Origin of the sequence: Amnibacterium sp. CER49, from assembly GCF_029846255.1 — a bacterium.
Taxonomy (GTDB): Bacteria; Actinomycetota; Actinomycetes; order Actinomycetales; family Microbacteriaceae; genus Amnibacterium.
Map to the genome: position 1 here is coordinate 1,269,416 of NZ_JARVWQ010000002.1, position 26,972 is coordinate 1,296,387.

Consider the following 26,972-nt stretch of genomic DNA (forward strand, 5'->3'; position numbering starts at 1 on the left):
CGACCCTAGGGCTTGGCCGGCGAGGGCTCAGGACGGGTCAGCCGCAGCATCCGGTCGGCCCCGACCTGGAACTCGTAGGGCACCCGCTCCACCGCCGCGTCGACGCCGTCGGCGCGCAGCCGGAGGAGCAGCGGCTCGAGGAACGGCACGGGGTCGCCCCTGCCCTGCGTCACGAGCGGGAAGACGCGGACCTCCGCCGCGACCCGGAGCAGCTCGCGCAGCGCCGCCTCGTGCCACGCCTCGTCGAAGCGATCGGACCAGGTGAAGAGCAGGTGCGAGCAGAGCGCGAGGTCGAAGGCGGCGACGGTGAACGGCAGGTCGGGCAGCGCCCCCGGCACGTAGCGCTCCGGATGCCGCTCGAGGTCGTCCGCGAAGGCGGAGAGCGCCCCGGTCCGCAGCGACGAGCGCCGCTCGGGCGTCCCGTACCAGCGCCAGGTGAAGCGGCCGTCGTGGGCGTCGACGATGGCGGCGCCCTCCCGCTGCGCGGCCTCGGCGGCCGCTCGCAACCGGCCCCGCGGCTCCGCGTAGACCGGGTCGACGGCGGTCACGTCGGCGCCCGCGTCCGCAGCCGCGGCGGTGAAGCCCGAGGCGCCGGCCGAGCAGTCGAGGATGCGGCCGCGCAGGTCGTGCTCGCTCAGCGCGAAGAACGCGGCGTACTCCTCGAACGACCGCGACGTGACGAGCACCCGACCACGCTACGGCTCCGTCCGCGCCCAGGCCTTCGGCCTCTGGTCCCCCTGTGGGTGCTGACTAACGTCCGGCGCATGCACCCCTCCCCCCTCCGCACCCGGCTGCTCGCCGGCCTCGGCGCGCTCCTCGCCACCGCCGGCCTCGTGGCCGGCTCCGCCCTCCCCGCCGCGGCCGAGACCGCTCACCGCCACCCGATCGCCTACGTGGCGCTCGGCGACTCCTACGCCGCAGGGCAGGCCACCGACTGCACGCACACGGCCTCGAGCTACCCCCTGCGGCTCGACCGGCTGCCGCGCATCCGGCTCGTCCACGACGTCACGTGCGCCGCCGCGACGACCGCGGACGTCGCCGGCACCCAGCTCGCCGCGCTGAGCCCGCGCACCCGGCTCGTCACGGTGACCGTCGGCGCTGACGACCTCGACGTCGCCGGCCTCGAGGCCGTCTGCGCGCCGGCACCGTCCTCCACGGACTGCCTGAACGCGATCCGGACGCGCGAGGCCGAGCTGCCGCAGCTGGGCTCCCGGCTCGTCGCGGCCTACGGCGCGATCGCCGCCGCCGCGCCGCACGCGCGGATCCTCGTGACCGGCTACCCGACGCTCGTCTCGTCCGGTCCGCTGGCCACCGCGGAGTCGGCGCTCAACAGCACGATCCAGGCCGCTGTCACCGCGGCCCGGACTGCGGGCGCCCACATCCGGTTCGTGCCGCTCGACTTCACCGGGCACACGGTCGACTCGGCGGACCCGTGGTTCGTGCTGTCGGGGCCGAACATCTTCCACCCGAACTGCGCCGGCGACCGGGCGATCGCGCGCGCGATCGCGCACGCGATCCACGAGTGGTGGGAGGACTGAGCGCGATGTGCGCCCGACGCCGGCCCTACTGGTAGCTGATGAGGTCCGGCGTCGGGTGCACCTCGCGCATCGTCTGCCCGGGCGTCAGCATCGGGTGATCGACCTTCAGGAAGTTCTTCCAGCCCCAGCCGGCGAGCCCGGCGGGCGGGTCGCGCAGCACGGCCGCCCACGTCTGCTGCTTGTCGGGCTGCACGCCCTGGCCGTCGACGTGGATCACGAGGTCGAGCTGCGGGCGGCTCACGATGCTCGTGCGGTCCTGGAGCATCGTCAGCCGGAACTCGTGCAGCACGAACAGCTTGGGCGGCAGGCCGCGGTCGCGCACGAGGCCGGCGAGCCACGCGGAGGTCCGGTTCACCTCGGCGGCCGACACCCGGCCGATCTGCTCGAGCGGCTTCTGGGAGGGGCCGAGGCGCCACTCCGGGTCGAGCGCGAGCCCCACCCCCGGTCGCTCGAGCAGCGCCTGGTAGTGCTTCGCCTGGGTCAGGAAGTCGGATCGACCGGGCTGCAGGTCGAGCACCACGGAGACGTGCGCCTTCGCCGCGGCGTCGAGGTAGGGGCGGATCGAGTCGGCGGGCAGCTCCGAGGAGTAGTCGCCGTCGGCGCCGGGGCTCCCGGCGGCGAGCGTCGTGATGATCTCGAGCATCGGCACGACGGGCTTCGGGGACAGCGGCCGGTACTGCGCCGCGAGGTCCTGGACGCGGCGGATGGTCGCGTCGACGCCCTGCCTGCCCAGCACGCCGAGCACCGGGATGCCGGGGGCGCCGTAGAGCGCGACGAACCGGCGGTCGGGAAGCGGGCGCTGACCGCCGCCCGGCAGCTCGTAGCCGCTCCGCGCGGCGCGCACCGCCCAGTCCCGCGTCGACGGGTCGTGGGCGAAGGCGGAGCCGACGAGCAGCACCGGCGCGTCGTGGTGCGCGCGGAGCGCCGCGTCGAGGGCCGCGGACCGGGAGAGGTCGGTGCCGGCGTCGACGACGGTGGCGCCGGCCGCGGCCGCCGTCGCGGCCACCGCCCGTTCACCGGAGGGATCGGCCAGCACCGCGATCGTGCGGCTCGGCGGGACGGGGCGCGGCGCGGCCTGCACCGACCCGCCCGGCACGACGGCGACCCCGGGCGGCAGGGTGGCGCTGACCGATCCGACCAGGGTCACCCACCGCACCCCGAGGCGTTGCAGCTCGCCGCTCAGCGTCACCCGGGCGGCGGCGTCGGCCGGGGCGGGCGCGAGCAGCATGGGCACGTGCAGGCGAGCGGCGAGCGGTGCGGCCGCACGCTCATCGGCGGGGGTCGACCCCGCGAGCACCGCGCCCGGCGCGGAGGCGAACAGCGTCCGGCTCACCTCGAGGGCGCGATCCGCGGCGGACCCCGCCGTCAGGGCGCGCGTGGAGCCCGTGACGGCGAGCGCGAGGCGGGCCGGTGGTGCCGCGGCCGGCGACGCGGGCGCGAGGGCCGAGGTCCGCCCGGAGGCCTGCGGCGTGCAGCCGGTGACCGCCGCGACCGCGGCGAGGCCCGCCAGGGTCGCGGACGCGACCACCATCCGCAGCCCCCCACGCACCCGCTCGACGGTAGCAAGGAGGCGGGACGACACGCGTCAGACGGCCCTGAGCGTCCACTCCGCGACGTGGCGGTCGCCGGGCTCGAGCACCACGAGGTCGTCGCCGGAGTTGAAGGCGTCGGGCGGGCAGGTCATCGGCTCGACCGCGAGGCCCCGGCGGTTCCAGTCCGGCTCGGGGCGATCGCCGGTGTGGATCTGCACCCAGCCGCAGCCTGCGCCCCAGACCATCTCGGCACCGTGCCCGTCGTCCGCGAGCAGGCGCACCCGTGCGATCCCCTGGTCGTCGCGCACGAGGTCCGTGAACGCGTGGTCGAGGAACGCCGACCCGATGCGCCGGGGCGAGCGGTAGTCGAACTCGGTGCCGTCGATTTCGGATCGGCCGACGGGCACGAGGCGGTCGTCGACCTCGAGCACGGTGATGGCGTTGAACTCGAGGGTCCAGTCGTCCACGCGACCGGGGCCCGCCACGACGTACGGATGCCCGGAGGTGCCGTACGGCGCGCGGGTGTCGCCGGTGTTGACCGACTCGATGCGCGTGGTGAGCGCTGACCCGGCGAGCTCGTAGGTGACGGTCGTCTCGATGCGGAACGGGTAGCCGGCCTGCGCCGGCACCACGCCGCGGAGCACGGCCCGCGTCGCCTCGGCCTCCTCGACGGCGAAGTCGAGCCAGACGGCGAGCCCGTGCAGCGCGTGCCCGCGATCCGGCTCGGTCAGCGCGAGCTGGTGGTCGACGCCCTCGAAGCGGTAGCGGCCGTCGACGACCCGGTTCGGCCAGGGCACGAGTGCCGCCCCGCGGTACAGCGGCCGCACCTCGTCCTCCCCGTACGGGACGACGAGGTCGCTGCCGGCGACCGTGAACGCGCGCAGGGAAGCGCCGACCGACGCGACGTCGACGACCGCGTCGCCGTCCGTCAGCCGGACCTGCGTCCCCGATAGCGGCTCGCTCACGCCTCGCGCTGCTTCGGCGAGCTGTCGGCGGTGCGCTTCGGGTCGCGCTCGATGACGCCGTCGAGCACCTGGTCGATGCGCTCCATGAGCTCGAGCGGGATGTTCACGCCGGACGCCTTGACGTTCTCGACGACCTGCTCGGGCCGGGAGGCGCCGATGATCGCGGAGGCGACGTTGTCGTTCTGCAGCGTCCACGCGATGGCGAGCTGCGCGAGCGACAGGTCGAGCTCCTGCGCGATCGGCTGGAGGTCCTGCACCTTCGTGAGCACGTCGTCGCGCATCCAGCGGGCGATCATGTTCGCGCCGCCCTTCTCGTCGGTGGCGCGGCTGCCCTCCGGCGGCTGCTGGCCCGGCTTGTACTTGCCGGTGAGCACGCCCTGCGCGATCGGCGACCAGACGATCTGCGAGATGCCGAGCTCCTTCGAGGCGGGCACGACCTCGCCCTCGATGACGCGCCAGAGCGCGGAGTACTGGGGCTGGTTCGAGATGAGCTGGAAGCCGAGGTCCTTCGCGAGCGCGGCGCCCTCGCGCAGCTGGTCGGCGGTCCACTCGCTCACGCCCACGTAGAGCACCTTGCCCATGCGGACGAGGTCGGCGAACGCCTGCATCGTCTCCTCGAGCGGCGTGAAGTGGTCGAAGCGGTGCGCCTGGTAGAGGTCGACGTAGTCGGTCTGCAGGCGCGACAGCGAGCCGTCGATCGACTCCATGATGTGCTTGCGCGAGAGCCCCAGGTCGTTGTGGCCCTTCGGGCCGGTAGGCCCGAAGACCTTCGTGAAGACCTCGACGGACTGCCGTCGCTCGCCCTGCAACGCCTCGCCGAGCACCGTCTCCGCGCCGGTGTTCGCGTAGACGTCCGCGGTGTCGAAGGTGGTGATGCCGTTCTCGAGCGCGGCCTTCACGCACGCGACGGCCTGGTCGTTCTCGACCTGGGACGCGTGGGTCAGCCAGTTGCCGTAGGTGATCTCCGAGACCTTGAACCCGGACCGGCCGAGATAGCGGAACTGCATGCGGCGTCCTTCCCTCGCGACTGCTTCCTGCTGCCGAGGCTACTGAACGCTCGCCGGACGCTGACTCGACGCCCAGCCGGAGCCGCCTACGGTTCCGGCCGTGGGTGGGAAGGACTCCGCGGCGACCTCAGCGGCGGCGCTGACCGGGCGCGCGCTGCGCGTGGTGATGGCGGCCCTCCTGCGCGTGCGCGGCCCGCGGCCGATCCACACGACCGGGCTGGTGCTCACCGGCGTGCTCCTGCGGCAGCCGCACCTGCCCGTGCGCTCCGGCATCGCGTGGATCGACGACCGCGAGCCGAGCGAGACCGGCGTCGTCGCCCGGCTGTCGCGCGGCGCATCCGTTCCGGCACCGCTGCCCGACGTGCAGGGCCTCGCGGTGCGCACCCGCAGCCCCGGCGGCGTCGCGGACCTGCTGCTGTCGAGCACCGGGCTCGGGGTGCCCGGGCGGTTCCTGCTCGCGCCGAGGTGGCGACCGGCGCCGTCGACGATGAGCACGCTGATGCCCTACCGCGGGCCGGACGGTCCCGTGCTGGTGGCGGCACGGAGCCTCAGCCCGAGCGTGCTGCCCGCGCGGACGGCGCACGTGCGGCGGACGCTGCTGCACGTGCCGTGGACGCTCGAGCTGCTCTTCGCGACGCCGCGCGGCCGCTGGCACCGCTTCGCGACGCTCGAGCTGGCCGCGGCGCCGGGCGAGCTCGACGACGGCGACCTCCGGTTCGACCCGATCCTCAACCCGCTGCCGGGCGCGGAGACCTACGAGTGGACCCGGGTGCTGCGGGAGCCGTCCTACGCGACGGCCCGCCGGGGCCGGCCCTAGCCGACGGCCGCGTCGAGGGCCTGCACGAGCGGCGGAGGCAGCTCGTCAGGACGGAGCGCAGCGGTGAGCGCGGCCGCCGCACGCTCCTTCCGTCCGCTCGCCGTGCCGAGGAACCGGTGCAGCTGTGCCGCCATCCCGCGGTCCCGCTGCGCGGGCTGCCCCTGGAAGGTGCGGAACGCGTGCAGATCACCCAGCGCGGCGAGCACGGCGAGCGCCCGGTCGGCACCGAGCGCGCGGAGCAGCTCCTCCTCGAGGTCCCGCTCGCACCAGTGGAGGGAAGGCACGACCGGCAGCCGCGGCACCGCGGCCCGGACCCAGGCGGCCTCGCCCGCATCGGCGAGCACGACGACCCGCGCATCGGGGGCGGCCGTCACGACCTCGGTGGCCGTCCGCACGAGGTTCGTGATCCCGCCCATCGGCACCACCGCGACCCGGGCAGCGGCGAGGTCCCGCCCGGCCACGTGGGCGGCGGTGAGCAGGGCGGCACGGTCGCTCCGGCCCTCGACGAGCACGACGCCCCGCGCGTCGACACGGAGGAGGCTCACTCCCACGCCGGCGGATCGCCGCCGAGCGGCACGGGGCCGGCCTCGAACCGCAGCGGGGCGCCGGCGACCTCGAGCGGCAGCGGCGGCAGCTCGGCGTCGCCCCAGGGCGTGGCGATCCGCCTGAGCATCGGCGCCGGCGCCTCGCGAGCGGGCTCCCCCGGTCCCGCCTGCTGCAGCGCCGCGGCGGTCCGGGCCAGCGACAGCCGGGCCCGGTACCCGCGGCCGTCACGGTGCCGGGCGGCGATGCCGGTGACCGCGGCCGCAGCCATCAGCCAGCCGGTCGCCTGGTCGAGCGCCTGCACGGGCAGCGGCACGGGCCGGTCCGCGCCTCGCCGGCGCATGCCGCGCTCGGCGACGCCGGACGACATCTGCACCAGGCTGTCGAAGCCGCGCCGGCCGGCCCACGGCCCCGTCCAGCCGTACGCGTCGAGGGCGACCTCGACGAGGCCGGGCCGGATCCGGGCGCGCTCCACGTCGCCGAGCCCGAGCGACTCGAGCGCATCGGCGCGGTAGCCGGAGACGAGCACGTCGGCCTCGGCGAGCAGCGCGACCAGCCGGTCGCGGCCCTCCGCTGCGCGAGCGTCGAGGCGGGCCGCGCGCTTGCCGAGGGTCATCTCGGGCACGACCGCCGGCTCGTCCCAGTCGGGCGGGTCGACGCGGAGCACCGCGGCGCCGGCCGCGGCGAGCGCCCGCGTCGCGGCGGGTCCGGCGAGCACGCGGGTGAGGTCGAGCACGCGGACGCCGGCGAGCGGTCGCCGCGGATGCGGGGCCGGGCCCCGCTGCCCCGCCTCGAGCCGCTCGACGGCGACGAGCGGCTCCGCCTGGACGGCGCTCCCCTGCACGTGCGCGGCCCACGCCTCCGGGCTGCGCATCGTGGCCGCGCATCCGCCCGCCCCGACCACGGCGGCCTCGAGCTCGTCGGCGTCCCAGGTGCGGACGGCGGACGCGACCGCCTCCCGCTCCTCGGCCGTGCCGAGCACCGCGAGCGCCGCCCGACGGTGGTGGGGCGCGTTCGTGTGCAGGCGGATCCAGCCGTCGCGCGCGGCGTAGTCGCCCGCGATCGGGTCCCACGGCGAGGGCAGGGCCCAGCCGACCGGGCGGAGCGCGGGGCCGAACCAGGTGCAGGCGAGCGCCCGGTCGACGCGCACCTCGGCCGCACCCGGCAGCAGGTGCGCGCGCGCGTCGCCGAAGGTCGCGACCGAGGCGGCGGCGAGCTCGTTCACGGCGTAGACGGACTCGAGCGTGCCGGCACCCCCGACGACGGCGACCGGATCGAGGCCGAGCGCGGCGCACGCCTCGGCGCGCAGCGCGGATTCCGCGGGCGCCTCCATGAGCGGGACGCTACGCCCGAGGAGGATCCGCGGTCAGGCGTTCGTGCCCGCGGTGGAGCGGATCTCGCGGAGGACGGGCTCGAGCGCCGCGAACACCTGGACGAGCTCGACGACGCCGACGACGATGCCGAGCACCGTCAGGGCGATGTAGACCCAGAGCGGCGCGTACCCCTTGTGCACCCGGCGGTGCAGCACCACCGTGCGGCCGATGATGTAGACCGGCGCCGGGATGAACGCGAACGCCCAGTGGAACGGCCGCACGATGCCGATGCGCTTGAGGGCCGACCAGTCGAAGTAGGCGAGCACCACGCCTGCCGCGTAGAGCACGAGGCCCAGCAGCTGCGCGAGCAGCACGCCGGGCGAGGCGACGGGCGTCGTGGTCACGCCCGGGTGCTCCAGCCCGCGGCGCACCGCCTCCTGCATCCGCCCGGCCGGGTCCTGCAGCACCGACGCGACGAGCGAGACGAGCGGCAGCAGCACGTAGAGCCAGATGAACACGGTGTTCACCCGTGCGCCGTCGGGAAGCGCCGGCTGCGAGATCCCGGCCGCCCACGTGCCGGCCGAGACGTGCTCGGTCCAGGCGCGGCCGTCCCAGTAGCGCTGGCCCTGGTTGCCGGCGGGATCGGGGTACCAGCCGGGCGCGGGCGCGTCGGAGCTCATCGGGGTCCTTCTCGAGTAGGGGCCGCGCGAGCCTAAGGCCCCGTCGCGACACCGTCCAGACCCCGTCGTGCCCGCATCCGCATGCCGTCGGGACAGGTGCAGGCGGACGAGCGCAGACGGATGTCCCGACGGCATGCGGAAGCCGCGGGGCGGACGCGGCCTACGCCGCCCCGTTGAACATCGACGTGACGGAACCGTCCTCGAAGACCTCGTGGATCGCGCGCGCGATGAGGGGCGCGATCGAGAGCACCTCGAGCGTGGCGAAGCGCTTGTCGTCGGGCAGCGGCAGCGTGTCGGTGACGATGACGCGGTCGATCGGGGCGCCCGACAGCCGCTCGACGGCGGGCGGCGAGAACACCGCGTGCGTGGCGGCGACGATGACACCGGTCGCGCCGTTCGCCTTGAGCGCCTCGGCGGCCTTCACGATCGTGCCGGCCGTGTCGATCATGTCGTCGACGAGCAGGCACATGCGGCCGCGCACGTCGCCGACGATCTCGTGCACCGTCACCTGGTTCGCCACCATCGGGTCGCGCCGCTTGTGGATGATCGCGAGCGGCACGTCGAGGTTGTCGCTCCACACGTCGGCGACCCGCACGCGGCCCATGTCGGGCGAGACGACCGTGAGGTTCGAGCGGTCGACGGTGGCGCGGATGTGCTCCATGAGCACGGGCATCGCGAACAGGTGGTCGAGGGGTCCGTCGAAGAAGCCCTGGATCTGCGCGGCGTGCAGGTCGACGGACATGATGCGCTCGGCACCCGCCGTCTTGAAGAGGTCCGCGATGAGGCGGGCCGAGATCGGCTCGCGGCCGCGGGACTTCTTGTCCTGGCGGGAGTACGGGTAGTACGGCGCCACGACGGTGATCCGCTTCGCGGAGGCCCGCTTCAGGGTGTCGACCATGATGAGCTGCTCCATGAGCCACTCGTTGATCGGCGCCCCGTAGGACTGGATGACGAAGGCGTCCGCACCGCGGACGCTCTCCTCCATGCGGGTGTAGATCTCGCCGCTCGCGAAGGCGCGCACGTCGACGGGGAGGAGGGTGGTGTCGAGCTCGGCGGCGACCGCCTCGGCGAGCTCGGGGTGCGCCCGGCCACTGATCAGGACGAGTCGTTTCTCGCCCCTGGTCTTGATGCCGGTCACTGGCCCTCCGGGTCCTCCGGCGCATCGCCGGCGCTCGAGGCCGCGGCCCGCGCGGCGGCCGTGCCCGGCCGGCTGCGCTCGACCCAGCCCTCGATGTTCCGTTGCGGCGCGACGTTCACGCCGAGCGCGCCGGCAGGCACGTCCTTGCGGACGACCGTGCCGGCGCCCGTGTACGCGCCGTCCCCGATCGTAACGGGGGCGACGAAGACGTTGTGGGAGCCGGTACGTACGGCCGACCCCACCGCGGTCCGGTGCTTGTCGACCCCGTCGTAGTTCGCGGTGATCGTCCCGGCGCCGATGTTCGAGCGCTCGCCGACCGTCGTGTCGCCGATGTACGAGAGGTGCGGCACCTTCGAGCCGGCCCCGATCTCGGCGTTCTTCGTCTCGACGAACGTGCCGATCTTGCCGTCACGGCCGAGGTAGGTGCCGGGACGGAGGTACGCCCACGGGCCGACCTGCGCGCCGGCGCCGATCACGGCGAGCGTGCCGTCCGTGCGCGTCACGCGCGCGCCCGCCCCGATCTCGCAGTCGGTGAGGGTGGTGTCGGGACCGATCACCGCGTCGCGCTCGACGATCGTGGCACCCACGAGCTGCGTGCCGGGGCGGATCTCGACGTCCGGCTCGAGGCGCACCCGCGCGTCGATCCACGTGCTCGCCGGGTCGACGACGGTGACGCCGTCGAGCTGCCAGCGGCGCACGATGCGGTCGTTCAGGCGCCGCGCCACGTCGGACAGCTGCGCCCGGTCGTTGACGCCCGCGACCGCATGCGGGTCGTGCGCCCGGACGGCCGCGACGCGGTGCCCGTCGTCGCGGAGGGCGCCGATCACGTCGGTGAGGTACCGCTCCCCCTGATCGTTCGCCACCGACAGCGCCGCGAGCCGGTCGGCGAGCCCCTCGGCCCGGAACAGGTAGACGCCCGCGTTGATCTCGTCGATCGCGCGCTCCTCGGGGGTCGCGTCGCGGTGCTCGACGATGCGCTCGAGGCCGCCGTCGGCCGACCGCACGACGCGCCCGTACCCGGCGGGGTCCTCGACGACGGCCGTGAGCACCGTCGCCGCGACGTCGGCGCCGCGGTGCGCGGCGAGCATCGGCTCGAGCGTCTCGAGGTCGAGCAGCGGCAGGTCGCCGTTCAGCACGAGCACATGGCTCGCGTCGCCCACCTCGGGCAGCGCCTGCTCGACCGCCCGACCGGTTCCGGGGATCCCGTCCTGGTCGACGATGCGCGCCTCCGGCACCGCGTCGAGCACCGCCGCGGCGACGGCGTCGCGCTCATGCCGCACCACGGCGACGACACGGCCGGGCTCGAGCGCGAGCGCGGTCGCGAGCACGTGCGCGACCATCGGCAGCCCGGCGATCGGGTGCAGCACCTTCGCGGTGCGCGACCGCATGCGGGTGCCCTGCCCTGCGGCGAGCACGACGACGGCGAGGCCGGCGGACGGAGGGGAGGCGGTCAACTCGGGGCTCCTTCGAGAGACGGGGGTGCGTGTCCGATGGAGACCAGGGTGGCAGGGGCGGGCTGAGGGGATGCGGATGGGCCGCCTCCGGAGCTCCGCCTCCAGGATTCGAACCTGGACCTCACGGCTCCAAAGGCCGTCGTGCTGCCGTTACACCAAGGCGGATGGCACGCACAGTGTGCCATCCGCCCGGCCTGCCGGGTCAGCGGTGGAGCAGGGCGGCGACCTCCGCCCGCACCTCGTCGAGCCGCCGCGCGAGCACCCCCGGCACCTCCTCGAGCAGCGACCCGGCGGCGACCGCGGAGCGCAGATCGCCGCGCAGGTCGCCGCGGAAGCGGGCGAGCTGCGCCTCCGCCTGCGCGAGCGCCCTGCGCGACCGCACCCGCGGATCGTCCGCTTGCTCCTGCCGGGGCGGCGCGGCCCGCTGGTCGCGCGCGGCGGCCGCGAGATCGGCCCGCAGCGAGCGCATCGCGTCGTTCACCGAGCCGCGCACCTCGTCGGCGAGGCGTCGCACCGAGTCGGAGACCTGGTCCTCGAGCCCAGCGAGCTCGGGGCCGCGGCGCGCCAGCTCCTCGCGGCCGGCGTCGGTCACCGCGTAGACGGTGCGCCGCCCGTCGCTCTCCTTCGTGACGAGCCCCTCCTCCTCGAGCCGTGCGAGGCGGGGGTAGATCGTGCCGGCGCTCGGCGCGTAGGTGCCGCCGAAGCGCTCCGACAGCGCCTGGATGAGGTCGTACCCGTGCATCGGCCGCTCGCCGAGCAGGCTCAGCAGGTAGAGCCGCAGCTGCCCGTGGGCGAAGATCGGCGCGCTCATGCCGGCACAGCCGTGAGCAGGCTCACCCCGCCGCTCACGGTGTTCGCCTTGAGCACGAGGCGCGGAGCGCCGTCCGCCCCGATCGACCCGGTGATCCGGCCCCGGTTCACCGTCACCGGCTGCGAGCCGAGCTGCAGGCGGCCGCTCGCGGTCGCGATCGTGTAGTCGACGCGGACGTCGGCGCCGAGGCGGGCCGTCATCGATCCGCTGACCGTGTTCACCGAGACCGTCTCGGCCGCGCCGGAGAGGTCGAGGTAGACATCCGCGCTCACGGCGTCGCATGAGAACGCCCGCACCTCGCCCGAGGCGGTCACGTCGCCGCTCACGGTGTGCACGGCGAGGGCGCCCTCGTGGTCGCGGACCGACACCTCGCCGCTCACCGAGTTCAGCTGCACGTTCCCGGCGACGCCGTCGAGCACGAGGTCGCCGGACACCGAGCTGAGCGAGACGTCGCTCGTCAGGCCCGTCACGAGCACGGGCGCGCTGGCGACCCCGAGCTTCAGGGCGACGGCGCGCGGCACGAGCAGGCTCACGTCGGCACGCGCCGAGGTCGTGAGGTTCTTCATCGCGCCGAGCCAGTCGTCCCAGCGGACCTGCGTGTGGTCGATCTCCAGCCGGTCGCCGCTCTGCACGATGCGCAGCGGACGCCCGCTGACCGAGTGCACCTCGACCCGCGTGAACGTCTCGTCGTGGCCGAGGATGTCGACCTGCCCGCCCGCGAGGCCCACCTTGAGCCGCGCCACCCCCTCGAGGTCGAGCGTCGTCCCGTCCTCGATCATCCATTCCTCGTCGGCCATCGCCGTTCCCTTCTCCGTTCGAGATATATCTCGTTCTGCCGGCCGACTGTACAACGCGATACATCTCGAGTCCAGCTCTGCTCGCCGCCCCGTCGCGGCGCCGTCGGACGCCGGCCGTTCACCCGGCACTGCTACCTCCTTGCCGTGCCCGCTCGTGCCCTGCCCCCGTGGACCGACGCGCTCTGGGCAGGCCTCGCCGGCACACTCGTCGCCGGGTGGCACGTCGAGGTCCCGGCGCTCTGGCGCGACGAGGCGGCATCCGTCGCAGCCGCCACCCGTACCTGGGCCGCCTTCGGCGGGATGATCCAGCACGTCGACGTCGTGCACGCCGTCTACTACGCGGCACTGCACGTCTGGTTCCTCGCCGTCGGCTACACGCCGCTCACGCTGCGGCTGCCGTCGGTGCTCGCCGCGGGCGGTACCGCCGCGGTCGTCGCGCTCCTCGGCGCACGGCTCGGCGGCCGCGTCGCCGGTGTCGTGGCCGGTCTCGTCGCGGCCGTGCTGCCGTCGCTCGTCTGGGCCGGCGGTGAGGGCCGCTCCTACGCCCTCACCGCGCTGCTCGCCGCGGCGACCGTGCTCGCGCTGCTGCACGCGCTCGGTCCGCACCGCTCCCGCGCGACGGCACTGCTCGCCTGGACGGGGCACGCGGCTCTGCTCGCGCTGACCGCGGCCCTCTTCCTCGACGCGCTCCTGCTCGGCGGCGCCACCGCGGTCGCCGCCGCGCTCCTCGGACGCGGTCGGCAGCGGGCGGCCGGTGCGGTCGCCGCGGTCGTGGCGGCGATCGCGGTGCTGCCGCTCGCCCGCCTCGCCGCCGCGCAGACGGGGCAGGTCGCCTGGATCCGGCCCGCGACCTGGCACGACGTCGCGGTGACGCAGTGGTTCCGGTCCGACGCCGTCGCCTGGACCGTGCTCGCCGTCGTCGTGGTCGGCGCGGTCGCTGCGGTGCTCCGGCACGCCGTCCCGGCCCCGGCCCTCGCCGTCGCGCTGCCGTGGGCGCTGCTGCCGCCGGCTGCGCTGCTCGCCGCCGGGCTCGTGCATGCCCCGATGTACTGGCCGCGGTACGTCACGTTCACGGCGCCCGCGATCGCGCTGCTCGTGGGGCTCGCCGCCGCGGCGCTCCCCCGCCTCCTCCCCGCCGTCGCGGTCCTCGCGATCGCCGTCACGGCGCTGCCGCAGGTGGTCGCCGACCGTCAGCCGCGTGCGAAGGCGGGCAGCGAGCTGCAGCTCGCCGCGCGTCTCGTCGCGACCGAGCGGCGCCCCGGTGACGGGCCCTCCGGGATCGTCTACGGGCAGTACCACCACATCCCCGGCGTCACGACGCGCATCGAGGAGATCGCCTATCCGCTGCCGTTCCGGGGCCTCACCGACCTCACGGCGCGTGGGCCGCTCGCCGAGAGCACCGCGCTGTTCGGCGCGGACACGACCACGACGGCGGCGGTGCCGCGGTTGCGCGGCCTCCGGACGGTCTGGTTCCTGCTCGACCTCGACTCCGAGCCGAAGACCGTCGTCCCCGTCGCCGCGATGCGCGTGCTCGGCCTCCGGCAGACCGGCACGTTCCGCACGAGCGGGTCGATGCTGCTCCGCTTCAGCCGCTGAGGCGGCGGACTGCCGCTACGGTCGCCGGATGCACCCGGAGGCCGCGCGCGTCGGGACGGAGCTCGCCGACGCGATCGCCGCCGCGCTGGGGCAGGACCTCGTCGGGCTCGTGCTGCACGGCAGCGCCGTGCTCGGGGACTTCGCGCCGCATCGCAGCGACCTCGACCTGCTCGCGGCGCTGCGATCGGATCCCGACGAGCAGGTGCTCGCCCGGCTCGCGGCGCTGCACCAGCGGTTCGACCGCTCGCATCCGCACTGGGCCGGCCGGATCGAGGTCGAGTACGTCGCGCTCGATCTGCTCACGGGCGTCGACCCCTCGAGACGGTTCGCGCGCGTCAGCCCCGGCGAGTCCCTGCACCTCGTGCCGGCGAGCGACCACTACCTGCTGAACCGCGCATCGGCCAGGAACGGCGTCGCGCTGATCGGGCCCGCGCCCCACGCGCTCGTGCCCGAGGTGCCGCCCGTCACCGTCCGGGCCGTCGTGCGACGGCACGTCGAGCAGTGGCCCGAGTGGGTCCGCGAGAACGAGGCCCCGGGCTTCCTCGCCTACGCGGTGCTCACGCTCTGCCGGGCCCGCCTGCTGCTCGAGCACGACCGCCGCGGGTCGAAGCACGAGTCGGCGCTGCAGGCGGAGGCGGAGCTGCCGGAGCACGCGGACCTGGTCCGCTGGGCGGATCGGTGGTGGTACGACGACGGCACGGACGACGGCGGCGCGCCGCGGGCCGCGGTCCTCGCGTTCGTCGACGAGCAGGCGAGGGAGCTGCTCGCGGCGCATCCCGCGCCGTCGTCCCCGTTCGCGGATCCGGAAGAACTCGGGGACACGCCGGCGTGAGGCTCCCTCCGCCGGCGTGTCGGCGAGGATCTCCGGAACGGCGCGAGAAATCCGGATCCGCGATCGGGGGGGCGGACCCGGGCTACGGGTGCTCGAGGCGCTCGGCGGCCTCGAGCCAGGCGAGCTCGAGGTCCTCGCGCTCCGACTCGCGCTCGCGCAGCCGCTCGGTGAGCTCACCGAGTCCCGCGTAGTCGCTCTGATCGTGCGCCGCGAGGGCCGCGTGCTCGCTCGCGATGCGCTCCTCCGCCCGGCCGATGCGCTTCTCGAGCGACGCGAGCTCCTTCTCGAGGTTCCGCCGCTCGGCCCCGGACAGCGCGTCGCCCTCCGGCCGGCCGGGGCTTCCCGGCGCGTCCGACGGCACCGCGGCGATCGCGTCCGTGAGCCGCAGGTACTCCTCCACACCACCCGGCAGGTGGCGCAGCCGGCCGCCCGCGACCGCGTACTGCTGATCGGTGACCCGCTCGATCAGGTACCGGTCGTGGCTGACGACGATGAGCGTGCCCGGCCACGAGTCGAGCACGTCCTCCATCGCCGTGAGCATGTCGGTGTCGAGGTCGTTCGTCGGCTCGTCGAGGATCAGCACGTTCGGCTCGTCGAGCAGCACGAGCAGCAGCTGGAGCCGCCGCCGCCAGCCCCCGGACAGCTCGCCGACCCGGCTCGAGAGCTGCGCCGAGGGGAAGCCGAGCCGCTCGAGCAGCTGCCCCGGCGTCATCTCCGCGCCGCCGACCTGGTAGCCCGCCCGCAGCCGGCCGATCAGGTCGCTCACCCGCTCCCCGAGCAGCGGCTCGAGCTCGTCGAGCTGCTGGCTGAGGCGCCGGATCCGCACCGTCCTGCCCTGCTTCACCCGGCCGGCCGCGGGCGGCACGGTGCCGTCGATCAGGCCGAGCAGCGTCGACTTGCCCGCGCCGTTCCGGCCGAGGATCCCGGTGCGCTCCCCCGGCGCGATGCGCCACTCGACGTGCTCGAGCACCCGCCGCCCGTCGAAGGCGGCACCGGCGTCGACGAGGTCGACGACGTCCTTGCCGAGCCGCGCGGTCGCGACCCGCGTGAGCTCGACCCGGTCGCGGGGCGGCGGCTCGTCGGCGATCAGCGCCGCGGCGGCGTCGAGGCGGAACTTCGGCTTCGACGTGCGCGCCGGGGCGCCGCGGCGCAGCCAGGCGAGCTCCTTGCGGAGCAGGTTCTGCCGGCGGTCCTCGATCGCCCGCGCCTGGCGGTCGCGCTCGAGGCGCTGCAGCACGTACGCGGCGTAGCCGCCCTCGAAGGCGTCGACGGTGCGGTCGTGCACCTCCCACATCCGCGTGCAGACCGCGTCGAGGAACCAGCGGTCGTGGCTCACGACGACGAGCGCGCCCTGCCCGGCCGCCCACCGGGCGTTCAGGTGGGCCGCGAGCCACCGCACGCCCTCGAGATCGAGGTGGTTCGTCGGCTCGTCGAGCAGCAGCACGTCGTCCTCGCCGACGAGCAGCGCCGCGAGCGCCACCCGCCGCCGCTGGCCGCCGGAGAGCGCGTCGGTCGGGGTCGCGGGGTCGAGGCCCTCGAGCAGGCCGGTCATCACGTCGCGCACGCGCCGGTCGCCCGCCCACTCGTGCTCGGGGCGGTCGCCGACGACCGCCTCGAGCACCGTTCCTGCGGCGAGCGCGTCGCGCTGGTCGAGCATGCCGATCCGGACGCCGCCGCGCCGCGTGACCCGGCCGCCGTCGGGCTCGCGCACGCCGCCGAGCAGCCCGAGCAGGGTCGACTTGCCCTCGCCGTTGCGGCCGACGACACCGATGCGGTCGCCGGACTCGAGCCCGAGCGAGAGGTCGTCGAGCACGACCCGCGTCGGGTGCTCGAGCCGGATCCGCTCCGCGCCGACCAGGTGCACCACGGGCCGACAGCCTAGGCGGGGCCGCTCGAGGACCCTCGTGCGACCGCCTAGCCGACCGGCCCGACGGCCCTCGGGCAGGCGTCCTGCGGCTGCATTCCGGTCGACGGCGTCGGGCGGGCGCAGGCGCCGGGCCGGTGCTCCTCGAGCACCCTGCTGCCGAGCGGCTGCGCCAGGACGACCGTGGCGGTGCTCTCGACCACGAGCGCGCTGCACGCGGCGCCGATGCGCGGGCGCGGACCCGCGAGGTCGAGCACGACCGCCCCGGCGCTCTCGGTGACGTAGACGTCGGTCGGAGCGCCGCACGCCGGCGACGTGCCCGAGGTCCAGAGGATCCGCACGTCCGGGGAGGCCGGGGAGGATCGGACCAGCTGCCAGACCGGACCGAGACGCTTCGTGCTCGGCACGGGGCCCTGGTGCTGCACGAGGTGCGCGGTGCGCGCCGCGCCGGGGGCCGTGGAGGGCGCGGGACCCGGCTTCACGACGGCGCCCTCACCGGGGCCGCGCGCCGACGCGGACGGCGACGACGACGCGCTCGGCGAGGACGGCGAGGACGACGCGGATGAGCCGGATGCGCCGCCCGAGGCAGCGCCCGCCTGCCCGGCGCAGCCGGACAGCAGCAGCGCGACGGCGGGGGCGAGGAGCAGCGAGCGGAGGCGGGTCATCGGTGCTCCTATCGGGTCAGCGTCACGCGCGCCGTCGCGGTCGGGCCGTCGGCGAGCGTCCATCGCAGGGTCACGGCGCCCGGGTCGGCGGGGAGGGCGAGCCGCATGGCGAAGCGGACGGCGGAGGAGGGCGGGAGCGCCCGCACCGGCGTGCAGTTCAACCGGTAGCGCAGCGGGACGCCGCTCGGCAGCGCCGCCTCCGTGTAGGTGGGGCACGGGCTCAGCCGCACCGCCTTCGCGGACGTGTTCGTGAGGGTCACCGTGTAGGCGAGCACCGATCCGGCGCGCGCCGTGGCGGGCGCCGCGATGGCGGCGTGGACCGGCAGCGTCGGCGAGACCGGACCCTGCACGAGCGGACCGACGCCACCGGGCCGAGCGGAGGTCCAGGGCACGGCCGGCGCCGCTGCGGCAGGGGTCGTCGCCGGCGCCGCCGGCGTCCAGACGGCCTGCGAGAGGCCGAGCACGAGGAGGCCCGCGGCGACGGCGGCGAGCGCGAGCGACGCGGCGAGCACCCCGCGGCGTCCCGAGGACCGGAGGTGCGGTCGGGACACGTCGCGGAGCACGAACGGCCGGTCCTGCCAGCGGTCGTCGTCGCGGAGCGCGCGGAGGGAGTCCTCGGGGTTCATCGCTGCTCCTCCCGCAGCTTCGCGAGCCCGCGCGCGGCCTGGCTGCGCACCGTGCTCTCGCGGCAGCGGAGCAGGGCGCCGATGGCGGCGTCGTCGAGGTCGGCGTAGTACCGCAGCACGAGCACCGCCCGCTGCTGCTTCGGCAGCCCGGCGAGCCGGTCGAAGAACGCCCGGTCCTGCTCGTACCGCAGCAGCGCCGGGTCGTCGACCGAGGCGTCGGGCACCTGCTCGACGGTCTGCTCGCGGCGCCGGGTGACGAGGTTGAGGCACCGGCGCACCACCACGGTGCGGGCGTACGCCTGCAGCGACTCGGGCCGGATGCGCGGCCACGCGCCGCCGATCGCGATCATGGCGTCCTGCACGGCGTCCTCCCCGTCGAACGGGCTGCCGGTGAGCAGCGTGGCGAGCCGCACGAGCCTCGGCCCCTGCGTCGTGACGAACCGCTCGAACGCGGGGTCGGCGGGCAGTGCCACCACTGCGGGCACCTCCGGCCTCGGGACGAGCAGCTCCACACCTCGTATACCCCGGAGCGGGGACGTTCCGCTGCACGACGGACCGGACGGCTGCGGAAGGGGCGTCCTCCCCGCCACGCAGCAGCAGGGTGATCCCTGGGAGGAGGCTGCGGGGAGCGAGCCGGATCCGGCGGCGGCGGCGTCCGCCTGCGAGGGTGACACGGGCGAGCGGCGTCCGGCGGGACGGGCGCGCCCCGGCACGGAGAGGCAGGACCGGCATGCGCACGATCGGAACGACCGCACTCGCCGCGCTGACGGCCGGTCTCCTCGTGACGGCGCTGGCGGGCTGCGCCGAGCCGGCGGACACCCCGTCCGGGTCCCCCACGCCGCTGCCGACCTCGCACGGCGTGCAGCCGCTGTCCTCGCCGACCGCCGGATCGACGACAGGACCCACGCCGGGCCCGACGCCGACGACCGCCCGCGCCCCGCTCACCGGCGGGTCGACGCAGATCTCCTTCAGCGGCGCGTTCGCGGCCGAGCTGCAGGCCCTCAGGGTGACCGTCGCGAAGGGGGGCAGGGCCGCCCTGCAGGGCACCACGCTGTCGCTGCCGATCACCGGCGGCTCGCTGCTGCTGTTCAGCGGCGGGACGGTCGAGGGCGACGTGCTCCACGCCGGGTCAGGCCTCGTGCTGCGGGGCCGCGGCCGGAGCGTCGAGCTCACCGATCTCGTCGTGATCCCGGGCTCGGCGCCCTACATCACGGGCGACGTGGTCGCGGGCGGTGCCACGCGGTCCCGCGGCGTCGTGCTCTTCACGCTGGACCCGGCGGCGATGGCGTCGCCGTCGACCACCGGTGGGCAGACGGTGTTCTCGAACGTCCGGGTCGAGCTCGACCCGGGTGCCGCGACCCTGCTGGACGCCCGGCTCGGCACCACGGCGCTGCAGGGCTCGACGGTCGTCGGCGCCGCGACGATCACCGCGGAGTAGCAGGCTCGACGACGCGCGCGCCCTGCGCCGGCCCGGTCGCCCGCAGCACCGTGAGCCGCGCCGCCGACAGCGCGATCTGCAGCGAGAGCGCCGCGTCGAGGTCCTCGGCGAGGAACGCGATCGACGGGCCCGAGCCGGACACGATCCCGGTCAGCGCACCGTTGCGGCGACCGAGCTCGAGCACCTCGCCGAGCTCGGGGCGCAGGTGCAGCGCCGCCGCTTCGAGGTCGTTGTGGAGCACGGGGGCGAGCACGGCCGGGTCGCCGGAGCGGAGCGCGGCGAGCACCTCGGGCGGCACCACCGGCGCCTCGTCCGGCTGCTCGCCCGACTCGGCGCGCAACGCGTCGAGCGTCCCGTAGACCTCCGGGGTGCTGAGTCCGCGGTCGGCGAGGGCGATCACCCACTGCAGGGTCCCCGCCGCGAGGGCGGGGCTCAGCTTCTCGCCGCGGTTCGTGCCGATCGCGGTGCCGCCGAGCAGGGCGAAGGGCACGTCGGCGCCGAGCTCGGCGGCGAGCACCGCGAGCCCGTCGCGGCCGAGGCCGAGATCCCAGAGCGCGTCGAGGGCGACGAGCGCCGCGGCCGCGTCGGCGGAGCCGCCGCCCATGCCCCCGGCGATCGGCACGCGCTTCACGACCTGCATCCGCGCGCCCCCGCGGTATCCCGTGCGGGCCTGCAGCAGGTGGGCGGCCCGGATCACGATGTTGCGGCCGTCGACGGGGAGCCCGGCGACCGGGATCGGCCCGGAGAAGGTGAGGGCGAGGTCGTCGTCGGGCTCGGCGTGCAGCTCCTCGAAGAGCGCGACGGCCTGGTAGGCGGTGGCGACGTCGTGGTAGCCGTCGGGGAGCACGCGGCCGACCCGCATGAAGACGTTCACCTTGCCCGGCGCCCGCGCGTGCACCGGTGCCGGGGAGGTGGTCACCACCCGGGTGACCCTACCGGGAGGGCGCAGCGGCTCCCGCGGGTCGCCACCGCTCGCCTACGGTGGACCTCGAACCGCGCGGCATCCGTCCGCGCGGCCCTGGAGCGACGCCGTGGCACGGTCCGACGAGCTGGTGGGCGCGGAGGTGGTCGACCTCCGCGGCGAGTCCGTGGGCCGGGTGCGGCAGGTCTACGGCGAGGCGGGGACGCCGACCTGGGTGGGGGTGCGGGCCGGCGTGCTCGGCACGGCGGAGACCCTCGTGCCGCTCACCGGCGCCACGGTCGCCGACGACACGGTGCGGATCCCCGTGCCGCGCGAGCGGGTGCGGGCGGCACCGAAGCGGCGACCCGATGCGCCCCTCCGCGACGACGAGCGGCGGTGGCTCGAGGCGCACTACGGCGACGAGGTGCCGGTGCTCGGCGACGCCGCTGCCGTGCCGGACGGCCCCGAGCTGACCCGCAGCGAGGAGCGCCTCGCGGTGTCCACCGAGCCCGTCCCGACGACCCGCGTGCGGCTGCGGAAGGTCGTGGTCACCGAGCAGCAGACCATCACGGTCGCGGTGCGGCACGAGGAGCTCGTCATCGAGCGCGAGGCGATCGAGGACGGCCTCCCCGACCCGGAGGGCGCGATCGGCGAGGCGGAGCGCGAGCTCGTGCTCTACGAGGAGCGGGTCGTCGTGACGAAGGAGGTCGTGCCCGTCGAGCGGGTGCGGCTCACGAAGCGCCGCGTCAGCGAGGACCGCGAGGTGACCGGCGAGGTGCGCAAGGAGCGCATCGAGCTCGACGAGGGCGGCGCTCCGCCGGCGCCCCCGGAGGCGGGCGCCCCGGCCGCACCGGCCCCGCAGGGCGGCACCCGGCCGGGCACGGCCGTGCGGGCCGGGAAGCAGCGGTAGCTCAGGCCGGCAGCCGCTCCGCGAGCGCCACGAACGCGTCGATGCCGAGCCGCTCGCCGCGCTCGCCCGGCTCGACCCCGGCCGCGGTGAGCAGCGCCGCGGCGGCGTCCGTGCCGCCCGCCACGCCCGCGAGCGCCTGCCGCAGGGTCTTCCGGCGCTGGGCGAAGGCGGCGTCGACGACCCGGAACACGGCTCGCCGCAGCGTCTCGTCGCCCCGCGGCGGCTGCCGGGTGAAGCGGACGAGCACCGAGTCGACGTTCGGCACCGGCCAGAACACGCCCCGCGGCACCGTGCCGGCGAGCTCGAAGCGCCCGTACCAGGCACCCTTCACGCTCGGGACGCCGTAGGTCTTCGAACCCGGCGGCGCGGCGAGCCGCTCCCCCACCTCCGCCTGCACCATGACGACGCCCGCGGCGAGCGACGGCACGTCGGCGAGCAGCCGCAGCAGCACCGGGACCGCGACGTTGTACGGCAGGTTCGCGACGACGCGGACCGGCTCCCCGGGCACGGCGACGGTGATCGCATCGCCCGGGACGACCGTGAGGCGGTCGGCGGCGTCGCCGAGCAGCTCGCGAGCGGTGCCGGGGAGCGCCGCGGCGAGGCGCTCGTCGATCTCCACCGCGACGACCTCCGCGCCCGCCTCGAGCAGGCCGAGCGTGAGGCTGCCGAGGCCCGGGCCGACCTCGAGCACGCGGTCCCCAGGGGCGACCGCGGCGAGGCGGACGATGCGGCGCACCGTGTTCGCGTCGTGGACGAAGTTCTGCCCCAGGCGCTTCGTCGGCGCGACGCCGAGCGCGTCCGCGAGCCGGCGCACGTCGGAGGCGCCCAGCAGGCGCCCTTGGGGGAAGTCGCCCGTGCTCACCGTCCCGCAGCCTACCGGGGGCCGCTCGGGCGGTCCCGGTAGCCTGCCGCCCATCAGGTACGGCACGGGGAGGACGACGATGCGCGCCGCCGTGCTCCGCGAGGTCGGGGCGCCCCTCACCGTCGAGGACCTCGAGCTCGCCCCGCCCGGCCCCGGTGAGGTGCTGGTCCGCATCGAGGCGGCGGGCGTCTGCCACAGCGACCTGCACTACATGACGGGCGATCTGCCGGCCCGGCTGCCGATCGTCGTCGGGCACGAGGGCGCCGGTGTCGTCGAGGCGCTCGGGCCCGGGACGAGCGGCCGGATCGGTGTCGGCGACCGCGTCGCGCTGCTCTGGCGGCCGCGGTGCGGCGAGTGCGACGCCTGCGTCGCGGGCGACCCCGCGCTCTGCCGGTTCGGGCGGGTGCTCGCGGACACGAACGGTCTGATGGACGGCACCACGCGCCTGCGTGCGGGCGACGAGGCCGTGCACCACCTCATGGGCGTCTCGTGCTTCGCGGAGCGCGTCGTCGTGTCCGAGTCGAGCACCGTGGCCGTTCCCGAGGGGGTGCCGCCGGAGATCGCCGCGATCAGCGCCTGCGCCGTCATCACCGGGGTCGGGGCGGCGCTGGGCGTCGTGGAGCACGCCGCCGGACGCCCGCTGCTCGTGCTCGGCGCGGGCGGCGTCGGCCTCGCCGCCGTGCTCGGCGCGACGCTCGTCGGCGCGACACCGGTGCTCGCCGTCGACCTCGATCCGGCGCGCCTCGAGCTCGCGGCCCGGTTCGGAGCCACGCCGATGCCGGCGGGCGATGACCTCGCCGAGCGGGTGCTCGAGGCGACGAGCGGCGGCGTGCTGTGGGCCATCGACGCCGTCGGCGGCGCCGGGACGCTGCGGCAGGCCCTCGCCTGCCTCGCCCCGGGCGGCACGCTCGTCGCCGTCGGGCTGAACCGCGCCGGCGCCACGGTCGACCTGCCGATCAACGACCTCGTGCAGCGACGCAAGCGCATCGTCGGGGCCCTCTACGGCGGCGCGAACCCGCGCCTCGACCTGCCCCGGATCTTCGCCCTGTACCTCGCCGGGCGGCTCCCGCTCGACGCCCTCGTCGGCGCCCGCCGCCCGCTCGACGAGGTGAACGAGGCCTACGCCGAGCTGCGCTCGGGTGCCCTCGGACGGACCGTGCTGCTCCCCTGAGGATGTCAGCCTCCCGCGGGAGGATCGCGTCATGACCGATCTGCGCGTGCGGGCGCCCGAGACGACTGCCGCGGAGCTCGACGCCGTGCTCGAGGCGGCCGTGGCCGCCGCGCCCGCGTTCGCCGCCACCCGTCCCGCCGACCGGGCCGACCAGCTGCGGCAGGCGGCCGACGCCCTCGACGCGGAGGGCCCGCGCCTCGTGCCCGTCGCCGAGCGCGAGTCGCATCTGCCGACCGCGCGGCTCACCGGCGAGCTCACCCGCACCACGTTCCAGCTGCGGCTGTTCGCGCAGGTGCTCGAGGACGGCGCCTACCTCGAGGCGACGCTCGACCCCGCCGATCCGGGCTGGGGCATGGGGCCCCGGCCCGACCTCCGGCGGGTGCTGCAGCCCCTGGGCCCCGTCGCGATCTGGGCGGCGAGCAACTTCCCCTTCGCCTTCAGCGTCGCGGGCGGCGACACCGCCAGCGCGCTCGCCGCGGGCGCCCCGGTCGTGCTCGTGGCGCACCCCGGTCATCCCGAGCTGTCCGCCGCGACGGCGGCGGTGCTCGGCGACGCGCTCGCCGCGGCCGGTGCGCCCGAGGGGGCCTTCGCGCTCGTCGGCGGCCTCGACGCCGGCCGGCGCCTCGTGCAGGATCCGCGCATCACCGCGGCGGCGTTCACCGGCTCGCTGCACGGCGGCCGGGCGCTCTTCGACCTCGCGCAGCAGCGCCCGGCGCCCATCCCGTTCTACGCCGAGATGGGCAGCGTCAACCCCGTGGTGGTCACGCACGCGGCCGCGGAGCAGCGGCCCGACGAGATCGCCGAGGGCTTCGTCGCATCGCTCACGCTCGGCGTCGGCCAGTTCTGCACGAAGCCCGGTGTGCTGCTCGTGCCCGCTGGTTCCGGGCTGCAGGCGCGCATCGCCGGCCGGCTGGGCCGCGTCGGTGCCGCGCCGATGCTCAACGAGCGCATCGCCGAGGGCTACGGCGCGATGCTCGGCACGCTCGCCGCGCATCCCGCCGTCACCGTGCTGGCCGGGCCCGACCGGGCCGCCCCGGATCCGCTGCCGACCCTGCTCGGCACCACCGCTGCGGCGCTGCTGGACGATCCGCGCGGCCTCACGCAGGAGGTGTTCGGGCCGACCGGCCTCGTCGTCACCTACCGGGGCCGCGACGAGCTGTTCGCCGCCGTCCGCGCCTTCGAGGGGCAGCTGACGGCCACCATCCAGGGCGTCGACGACGACCCCGACGCGCCCGCGCTGCTGCCGCTGCTCACCGCTCGCGCCGGTCGTGTGCTCTGGAACGGGTGGCCCACGGGCGTCTCGGTCACGTGGGCGATGCAGCACGGCGGGCCCTACCCGGCCACGACGAACGCGACGACGACCTCCGTCGGCGCGAGCGCGATCGACCGCTGGCTGCGCCCGGTCACGTACCAGGGCGTGCCGGATGCGCTGCTGCCCGAGCCGCTGCAGGACGCGAACCCGTGGGGGCTGCCTCGCCGCGTCGACGGCGTGCCGCAGCCGGCCCCCGAGCGGGTCTGATGCCCCGCGGCCGCGCGACGGTGCTGCTCGCGGGAGGCCGCGGCAGCCGCCTCGGCGGCACCGACAAGGCGGCGCTGCGACTCGGCGAGGTCACGCTGCTCGAGTCGGCGCTGACGGCGCTGCGCGGCGCACGCGTCGTGGTCGTCGGGCCGCCGCACCTCGCGGCCACCGCGGCGCCGATGCCCTTCGCTGTGGTGCGCGAGGACCCGGTGTTCGCCGGCCCCGCCGCCGCCATCGCGGCAGGGGTGACCGCGCTCACCGACTCGGCCGTCTCCTCCCGCGACACCCTCGTGCTCCCGGTCGACCTGCCGCGCCTGCCCGAGGTGATGCGCGCGCTGATCGACGCGCCGCTCACGGGCGACGGACTCGTCGCGCAGGACGACGAGGGGCGCGCGGTGCCGATCGCGGGGCGCTACCGCACCGCCGCGCTGCGGCGCGCGGTGGTGCGACTCGGCGATCCGGCCGGGCGCTCCGTGCGCGACCTCGTCGCCGGGCTCGCGCTCACGCCCGTCCCGGTCCCGGCGGGCGCGCTGCTCGACGTCGATACGGTGGCGGATGCGCGGCGCGCCGGGATCGCCGTGCCGGAAGGGGATCCGATGGCGGACGACGACCTCGAGCGCGCGCTCGACGACTGGGAGCAGCGGCTCGTGGCCGCGCTCGGCCTCGACACCTCCCCGGCCGACCGCGACGCGGTCCTCGGGCTCGCCGGACAGGCCGCCCACGCGGTCGTCCGGCCGGCTGCGCCGATCACCACGTTCCTCGTGGGGCTCGCCGCAGGCCGCGCGGGCGGCAGCGCCGACGACGTCGCCGACGCGATCGCCAAGGCGAAGGCCGCGCTGAAGGCGTGACCGCGATCGGCTGGGATGCGGCGCGCGAGACCGCGGCGTCGCTCGAGCCGCTGCCCCCGCGACCCCTCGCGCTCCGCGACGCGCTCGGCGGGGTGCCCGCCGACGACGTGCTCGCGCCCGCGCCCGTGCCGCACTACGACTCCTCGGCGATGGACGGCTGGGCCGTCACGGGGCAGCCGCCGTGGCGTCTCGGCGACACCGCCGTCCCCGTGGTGACGGGCGGTCTCGTGCCGGCCGCCGCCGACGGCGTCGTCCCGCTCGAGCGCGGCACCGTCGACGGCGAGGTGCTCGACGGTAGGGCCCCGCGGCCCGGCGCGCACGTCCGACGGGCGGGCGAGGAGGCACCCGCCGGCAGCGTCCTCGCCGCGGCCGGTGAACGGCTGGGCCCGGTCGCGCTGGCGGTGCTCGCCATCGCCGGGCTCGACGAGGTGGTCGTCCGGCCGGCGCCGCGCGTCGCGGTGCTGCTGACGGGCGACGAGGTGGTGACCGCGGGGCGCCCGGCGCCCGGGCGCGTGCGCGACGCGTTCGACCCGCTCGTGCCGCTCGCCGTCGCCGGGCTCGGCGGCCTGCCGGTCGGCCCGGTGCGCCTCGGGGACGACCCCGGTGCGATCGCCGCCGCGATCCGCGAGGCCGACGCGGACGTCGTCGTGACGGTCGGCGGCACCGGACGCTCCGGCGCCGACCGGCTGCGCGAGGCGCTCGCCGCGTGCGCGGCGACGACCGCGTTCGACGGCGTCGCGATGCGGCCGGGGCATCCGACCCTGCTCGCGCGGGTGGGCGGACGCCCGCTGCTCGGCCTGCCGGGCAACCCGCTGGCCGCCGTGGCGGCGCTGCTGTCGTTCCTGCCCCCGGTGCTCGCCGGCCTCCGTGCCGAGCCGCTGCCGCGGCTGGTCCGCGAGCGTGCCGCCGTCGACCTCCCCGCGGCATCGGGCACGGCGATCGTGCCGGTGCGACGCACCCGCGACGGCCTCACGACCGTGCCCGCGGCGCGGCCGAACATGCTGCGCGGCCTCGCCGAGGCCGACGTGCTCGCGGTCGTGCCCCCGGGCGGCCAGATCGCGCTCGGCCGAGTCCGGGTGCTCGAGCTCCCCTGGCGCTGACGGAACGACGGAGATCTCGCGCCGGAGCAGCCCGGATCCCCGCGA

The 26,972-nt window shown here is 76.0% G+C and carries 27 protein-coding genes and 1 tRNA gene; 10 read left to right on the forward strand and 18 right to left on the reverse strand.

Annotation, left to right across the window (positions count from 1 at the left end; translation table 11 throughout):
- Positions 1-5: 5 nt before the first annotated feature.
- Complete coding sequence (locus tag QDR37_RS16105; RefSeq protein ID WP_279714786.1) at positions 6-686, reverse strand: hypothetical protein; 681 nt, start codon at positions 684-686, stop codon at positions 6-8.
- A 78-nt stretch (positions 687-764) separates the two neighbouring features.
- Between QDR37_RS16105 and QDR37_RS16110 the strand changes: the two genes are divergently transcribed.
- Positions 765-1,538, forward strand: coding sequence for a GDSL-type esterase/lipase family protein (locus QDR37_RS16110; protein WP_279714787.1), 774 nt, complete (start codon positions 765-767; stop codon positions 1,536-1,538).
- A gap of 25 nt (positions 1,539-1,563) precedes the next feature.
- Here the strand turns inward: QDR37_RS16110 and QDR37_RS16115 are convergent, their stop codons facing one another.
- The 3 genes from QDR37_RS16115 to QDR37_RS16125 are packed head-to-tail and all read right to left on the reverse strand — an operon-like array spanning position 1,564 to position 5,042.
- Positions 1,564-3,087, reverse strand: coding sequence for a hypothetical protein (locus QDR37_RS16115; RefSeq protein WP_279714788.1), 1,524 nt, complete (start codon positions 3,085-3,087; stop codon positions 1,564-1,566).
- A 36-nt stretch (positions 3,088-3,123) separates the two neighbouring features.
- The gene (locus QDR37_RS16120; RefSeq protein ID WP_279714789.1) at positions 3,124-4,035 is read right to left on the reverse strand and encodes an aldose 1-epimerase family protein; all 912 of its coding nucleotides are present in this window, start codon (positions 4,033-4,035) and stop codon (positions 3,124-3,126) included.
- Entirely contained in the window at positions 4,032-5,042 is a 1,011-nt protein-coding gene (locus QDR37_RS16125) for an aldo/keto reductase family protein (RefSeq protein ID WP_279714790.1), read from the reverse strand. The genes QDR37_RS16120 and QDR37_RS16125 overlap by 4 nt, the downstream gene beginning before the upstream one ends.
- A 100-nt stretch (positions 5,043-5,142) precedes the next feature.
- Between QDR37_RS16125 and QDR37_RS16130 the strand changes: the two genes are divergently transcribed.
- On the forward strand, positions 5,143-5,859 hold the full coding sequence (locus QDR37_RS16130; RefSeq protein ID WP_279714791.1) for a hypothetical protein: 717 nt from the start codon (positions 5,143-5,145) through the stop codon (positions 5,857-5,859).
- On the opposite strand, the gene QDR37_RS16135 is transcribed toward QDR37_RS16130, so the two are convergent.
- From QDR37_RS16135 to QDR37_RS16170, 8 genes are all read right to left on the reverse strand, one after another.
- On the reverse strand, positions 5,856-6,404 hold the full coding sequence (locus QDR37_RS16135; protein WP_279714792.1) for a TOPRIM nucleotidyl transferase/hydrolase domain-containing protein: 549 nt from the start codon (positions 6,402-6,404) through the stop codon (positions 5,856-5,858). The genes QDR37_RS16130 and QDR37_RS16135 overlap by 4 nt on opposite strands.
- Positions 6,401-7,735 carry a CoA transferase gene (locus tag QDR37_RS16140; RefSeq protein ID WP_279714793.1) on the reverse strand — a complete coding sequence of 445 codons (1,335 nt, stop codon included), beginning with the start codon at positions 7,733-7,735 and terminating at the stop codon, positions 6,401-6,403. Before QDR37_RS16140 ends, QDR37_RS16135 begins: the two co-directional genes overlap by 4 nt.
- A 33-nt stretch (positions 7,736-7,768) precedes the next feature.
- The gene (locus QDR37_RS16145) at positions 7,769-8,395 is read right to left on the reverse strand and encodes a DUF2510 domain-containing protein (protein WP_279714794.1); all 627 of its coding nucleotides are present in this window, start codon (positions 8,393-8,395) and stop codon (positions 7,769-7,771) included.
- 160 nt (positions 8,396-8,555) lie between these two features.
- The gene (locus QDR37_RS16150) at positions 8,556-9,533 is read right to left on the reverse strand and encodes a ribose-phosphate diphosphokinase (protein ID WP_279714795.1); all 978 of its coding nucleotides are present in this window, start codon (positions 9,531-9,533) and stop codon (positions 8,556-8,558) included.
- Positions 9,530-10,987 (reverse strand): bifunctional UDP-N-acetylglucosamine diphosphorylase/glucosamine-1-phosphate N-acetyltransferase GlmU, encoded by a 1,458-nt coding sequence (gene glmU, locus QDR37_RS16155; RefSeq protein WP_279714796.1) that lies wholly within the window; start codon positions 10,985-10,987, stop codon positions 9,530-9,532. Before glmU ends, QDR37_RS16150 begins: the two co-directional genes overlap by 4 nt.
- Positions 10,988-11,080: 93 nt before the next feature.
- A tRNA-Gln gene (locus tag QDR37_RS16160) sits at positions 11,081-11,152 on the reverse strand.
- A 37-nt stretch (positions 11,153-11,189) separates the two neighbouring features.
- Positions 11,190-11,798, reverse strand: a complete 609-nt coding sequence (locus tag QDR37_RS16165) for a PadR family transcriptional regulator (protein ID WP_279714797.1) — start codon at positions 11,796-11,798, stop codon at positions 11,190-11,192.
- On the reverse strand, positions 11,795-12,595 hold the full coding sequence (locus QDR37_RS16170; RefSeq protein ID WP_279714798.1) for a DUF4097 family beta strand repeat-containing protein: 801 nt from the start codon (positions 12,593-12,595) through the stop codon (positions 11,795-11,797). Before QDR37_RS16170 ends, QDR37_RS16165 begins: the two co-directional genes overlap by 4 nt.
- 144 nt (positions 12,596-12,739) lie before the next feature.
- Here QDR37_RS16170 and QDR37_RS16175 point away from each other — a divergent pair, with 144 nt between their 5' ends.
- Positions 12,740-14,191, forward strand: coding sequence for a hypothetical protein (locus QDR37_RS16175; protein WP_279714799.1), 1,452 nt, complete (start codon positions 12,740-12,742; stop codon positions 14,189-14,191).
- A gap of 28 nt (positions 14,192-14,219) precedes the next feature.
- Positions 14,220-15,023, forward strand: a complete 804-nt coding sequence (locus QDR37_RS16180) for an aminoglycoside adenylyltransferase domain-containing protein (RefSeq protein WP_279714800.1) — start codon at positions 14,220-14,222, stop codon at positions 15,021-15,023.
- A gap of 82 nt (positions 15,024-15,105) precedes the next feature.
- On the opposite strand, the gene QDR37_RS16185 is transcribed toward QDR37_RS16180, so the two are convergent.
- The 4 genes from QDR37_RS16185 to QDR37_RS16200 are packed head-to-tail and all read right to left on the reverse strand — an operon-like array spanning position 15,106 to position 18,654.
- Complete coding sequence (locus tag QDR37_RS16185; protein ID WP_279714801.1) at positions 15,106-16,890, reverse strand: ABC-F family ATP-binding cassette domain-containing protein; 1,785 nt, start codon at positions 16,888-16,890, stop codon at positions 15,106-15,108.
- A gap of 47 nt (positions 16,891-16,937) precedes the next feature.
- Complete coding sequence (locus tag QDR37_RS16190; protein ID WP_279714802.1) at positions 16,938-17,552, reverse strand: hypothetical protein; 615 nt, start codon at positions 17,550-17,552, stop codon at positions 16,938-16,940.
- 8 nt (positions 17,553-17,560) lie between these two features.
- Positions 17,561-18,178 carry a hypothetical protein gene (locus QDR37_RS16195; protein ID WP_279714803.1) on the reverse strand — a complete coding sequence of 206 codons (618 nt, stop codon included), beginning with the start codon at positions 18,176-18,178 and terminating at the stop codon, positions 17,561-17,563.
- Positions 18,175-18,654 (reverse strand): sigma-70 family RNA polymerase sigma factor, encoded by a 480-nt coding sequence (locus QDR37_RS16200; RefSeq protein WP_279714804.1) that lies wholly within the window; start codon positions 18,652-18,654, stop codon positions 18,175-18,177. Before QDR37_RS16200 ends, QDR37_RS16195 begins: the two co-directional genes overlap by 4 nt.
- 254 nt (positions 18,655-18,908) lie before the next feature.
- On the opposite strand from QDR37_RS16200, the gene QDR37_RS16205 reads away from it, so the two are divergent.
- Complete coding sequence (locus QDR37_RS16205; protein ID WP_279714805.1) at positions 18,909-19,616, forward strand: hypothetical protein; 708 nt, start codon at positions 18,909-18,911, stop codon at positions 19,614-19,616.
- Here QDR37_RS16205 and QDR37_RS16210 read toward each other — a convergent pair.
- The gene (locus QDR37_RS16210) at positions 19,603-20,535 is read right to left on the reverse strand and encodes a 4-(cytidine 5'-diphospho)-2-C-methyl-D-erythritol kinase (RefSeq protein WP_279714901.1); all 933 of its coding nucleotides are present in this window, start codon (positions 20,533-20,535) and stop codon (positions 19,603-19,605) included. The two genes, QDR37_RS16205 and QDR37_RS16210, sit on opposite strands and share 14 nt — an antisense overlap.
- A 112-nt stretch (positions 20,536-20,647) precedes the next feature.
- On the opposite strand from QDR37_RS16210, the gene QDR37_RS16215 reads away from it, so the two are divergent.
- The gene (locus QDR37_RS16215; RefSeq protein WP_279714806.1) at positions 20,648-21,427 is read left to right on the forward strand and encodes a PRC and DUF2382 domain-containing protein; all 780 of its coding nucleotides are present in this window, start codon (positions 20,648-20,650) and stop codon (positions 21,425-21,427) included.
- Position 21,428: 1 nt separating this feature from the next.
- Here QDR37_RS16215 and rsmA read toward each other — a convergent pair whose 3' ends face one another.
- Positions 21,429-22,289: a 16S rRNA (adenine(1518)-N(6)/adenine(1519)-N(6))-dimethyltransferase RsmA gene (gene rsmA, locus QDR37_RS16220; protein ID WP_279714807.1), complete on the reverse strand. Its 861-nt coding sequence runs from the start codon at positions 22,287-22,289 to the stop codon at positions 21,429-21,431.
- Between the two features lie 79 nt (positions 22,290-22,368).
- Between rsmA and QDR37_RS16225 the strand changes: the two genes are divergently transcribed.
- The 4 genes from QDR37_RS16225 to QDR37_RS16240 are packed head-to-tail and all read left to right on the forward strand — an operon-like array spanning position 22,369 to position 26,927.
- Entirely contained in the window at positions 22,369-23,460 is a 1,092-nt protein-coding gene (locus QDR37_RS16225; RefSeq protein ID WP_279714808.1) for an alcohol dehydrogenase catalytic domain-containing protein, read from the forward strand.
- 31 nt (positions 23,461-23,491) lie between these two features.
- Positions 23,492-24,979 carry an aldehyde dehydrogenase (NADP(+)) gene (locus tag QDR37_RS16230; protein WP_279714809.1) on the forward strand — a complete coding sequence of 496 codons (1,488 nt, stop codon included), beginning with the start codon at positions 23,492-23,494 and terminating at the stop codon, positions 24,977-24,979.
- Positions 24,979-25,827, forward strand: coding sequence for an NTP transferase domain-containing protein (locus tag QDR37_RS16235; protein WP_279714810.1), 849 nt, complete (start codon positions 24,979-24,981; stop codon positions 25,825-25,827). Before QDR37_RS16230 ends, QDR37_RS16235 begins: the two co-directional genes overlap by 1 nt.
- The gene (locus tag QDR37_RS16240; RefSeq protein ID WP_279714811.1) at positions 25,824-26,927 is read left to right on the forward strand and encodes a molybdopterin molybdotransferase MoeA; all 1,104 of its coding nucleotides are present in this window, start codon (positions 25,824-25,826) and stop codon (positions 26,925-26,927) included. Before QDR37_RS16235 ends, QDR37_RS16240 begins: the two co-directional genes overlap by 4 nt.
- Positions 26,928-26,972 lie beyond the last annotated feature (45 nt).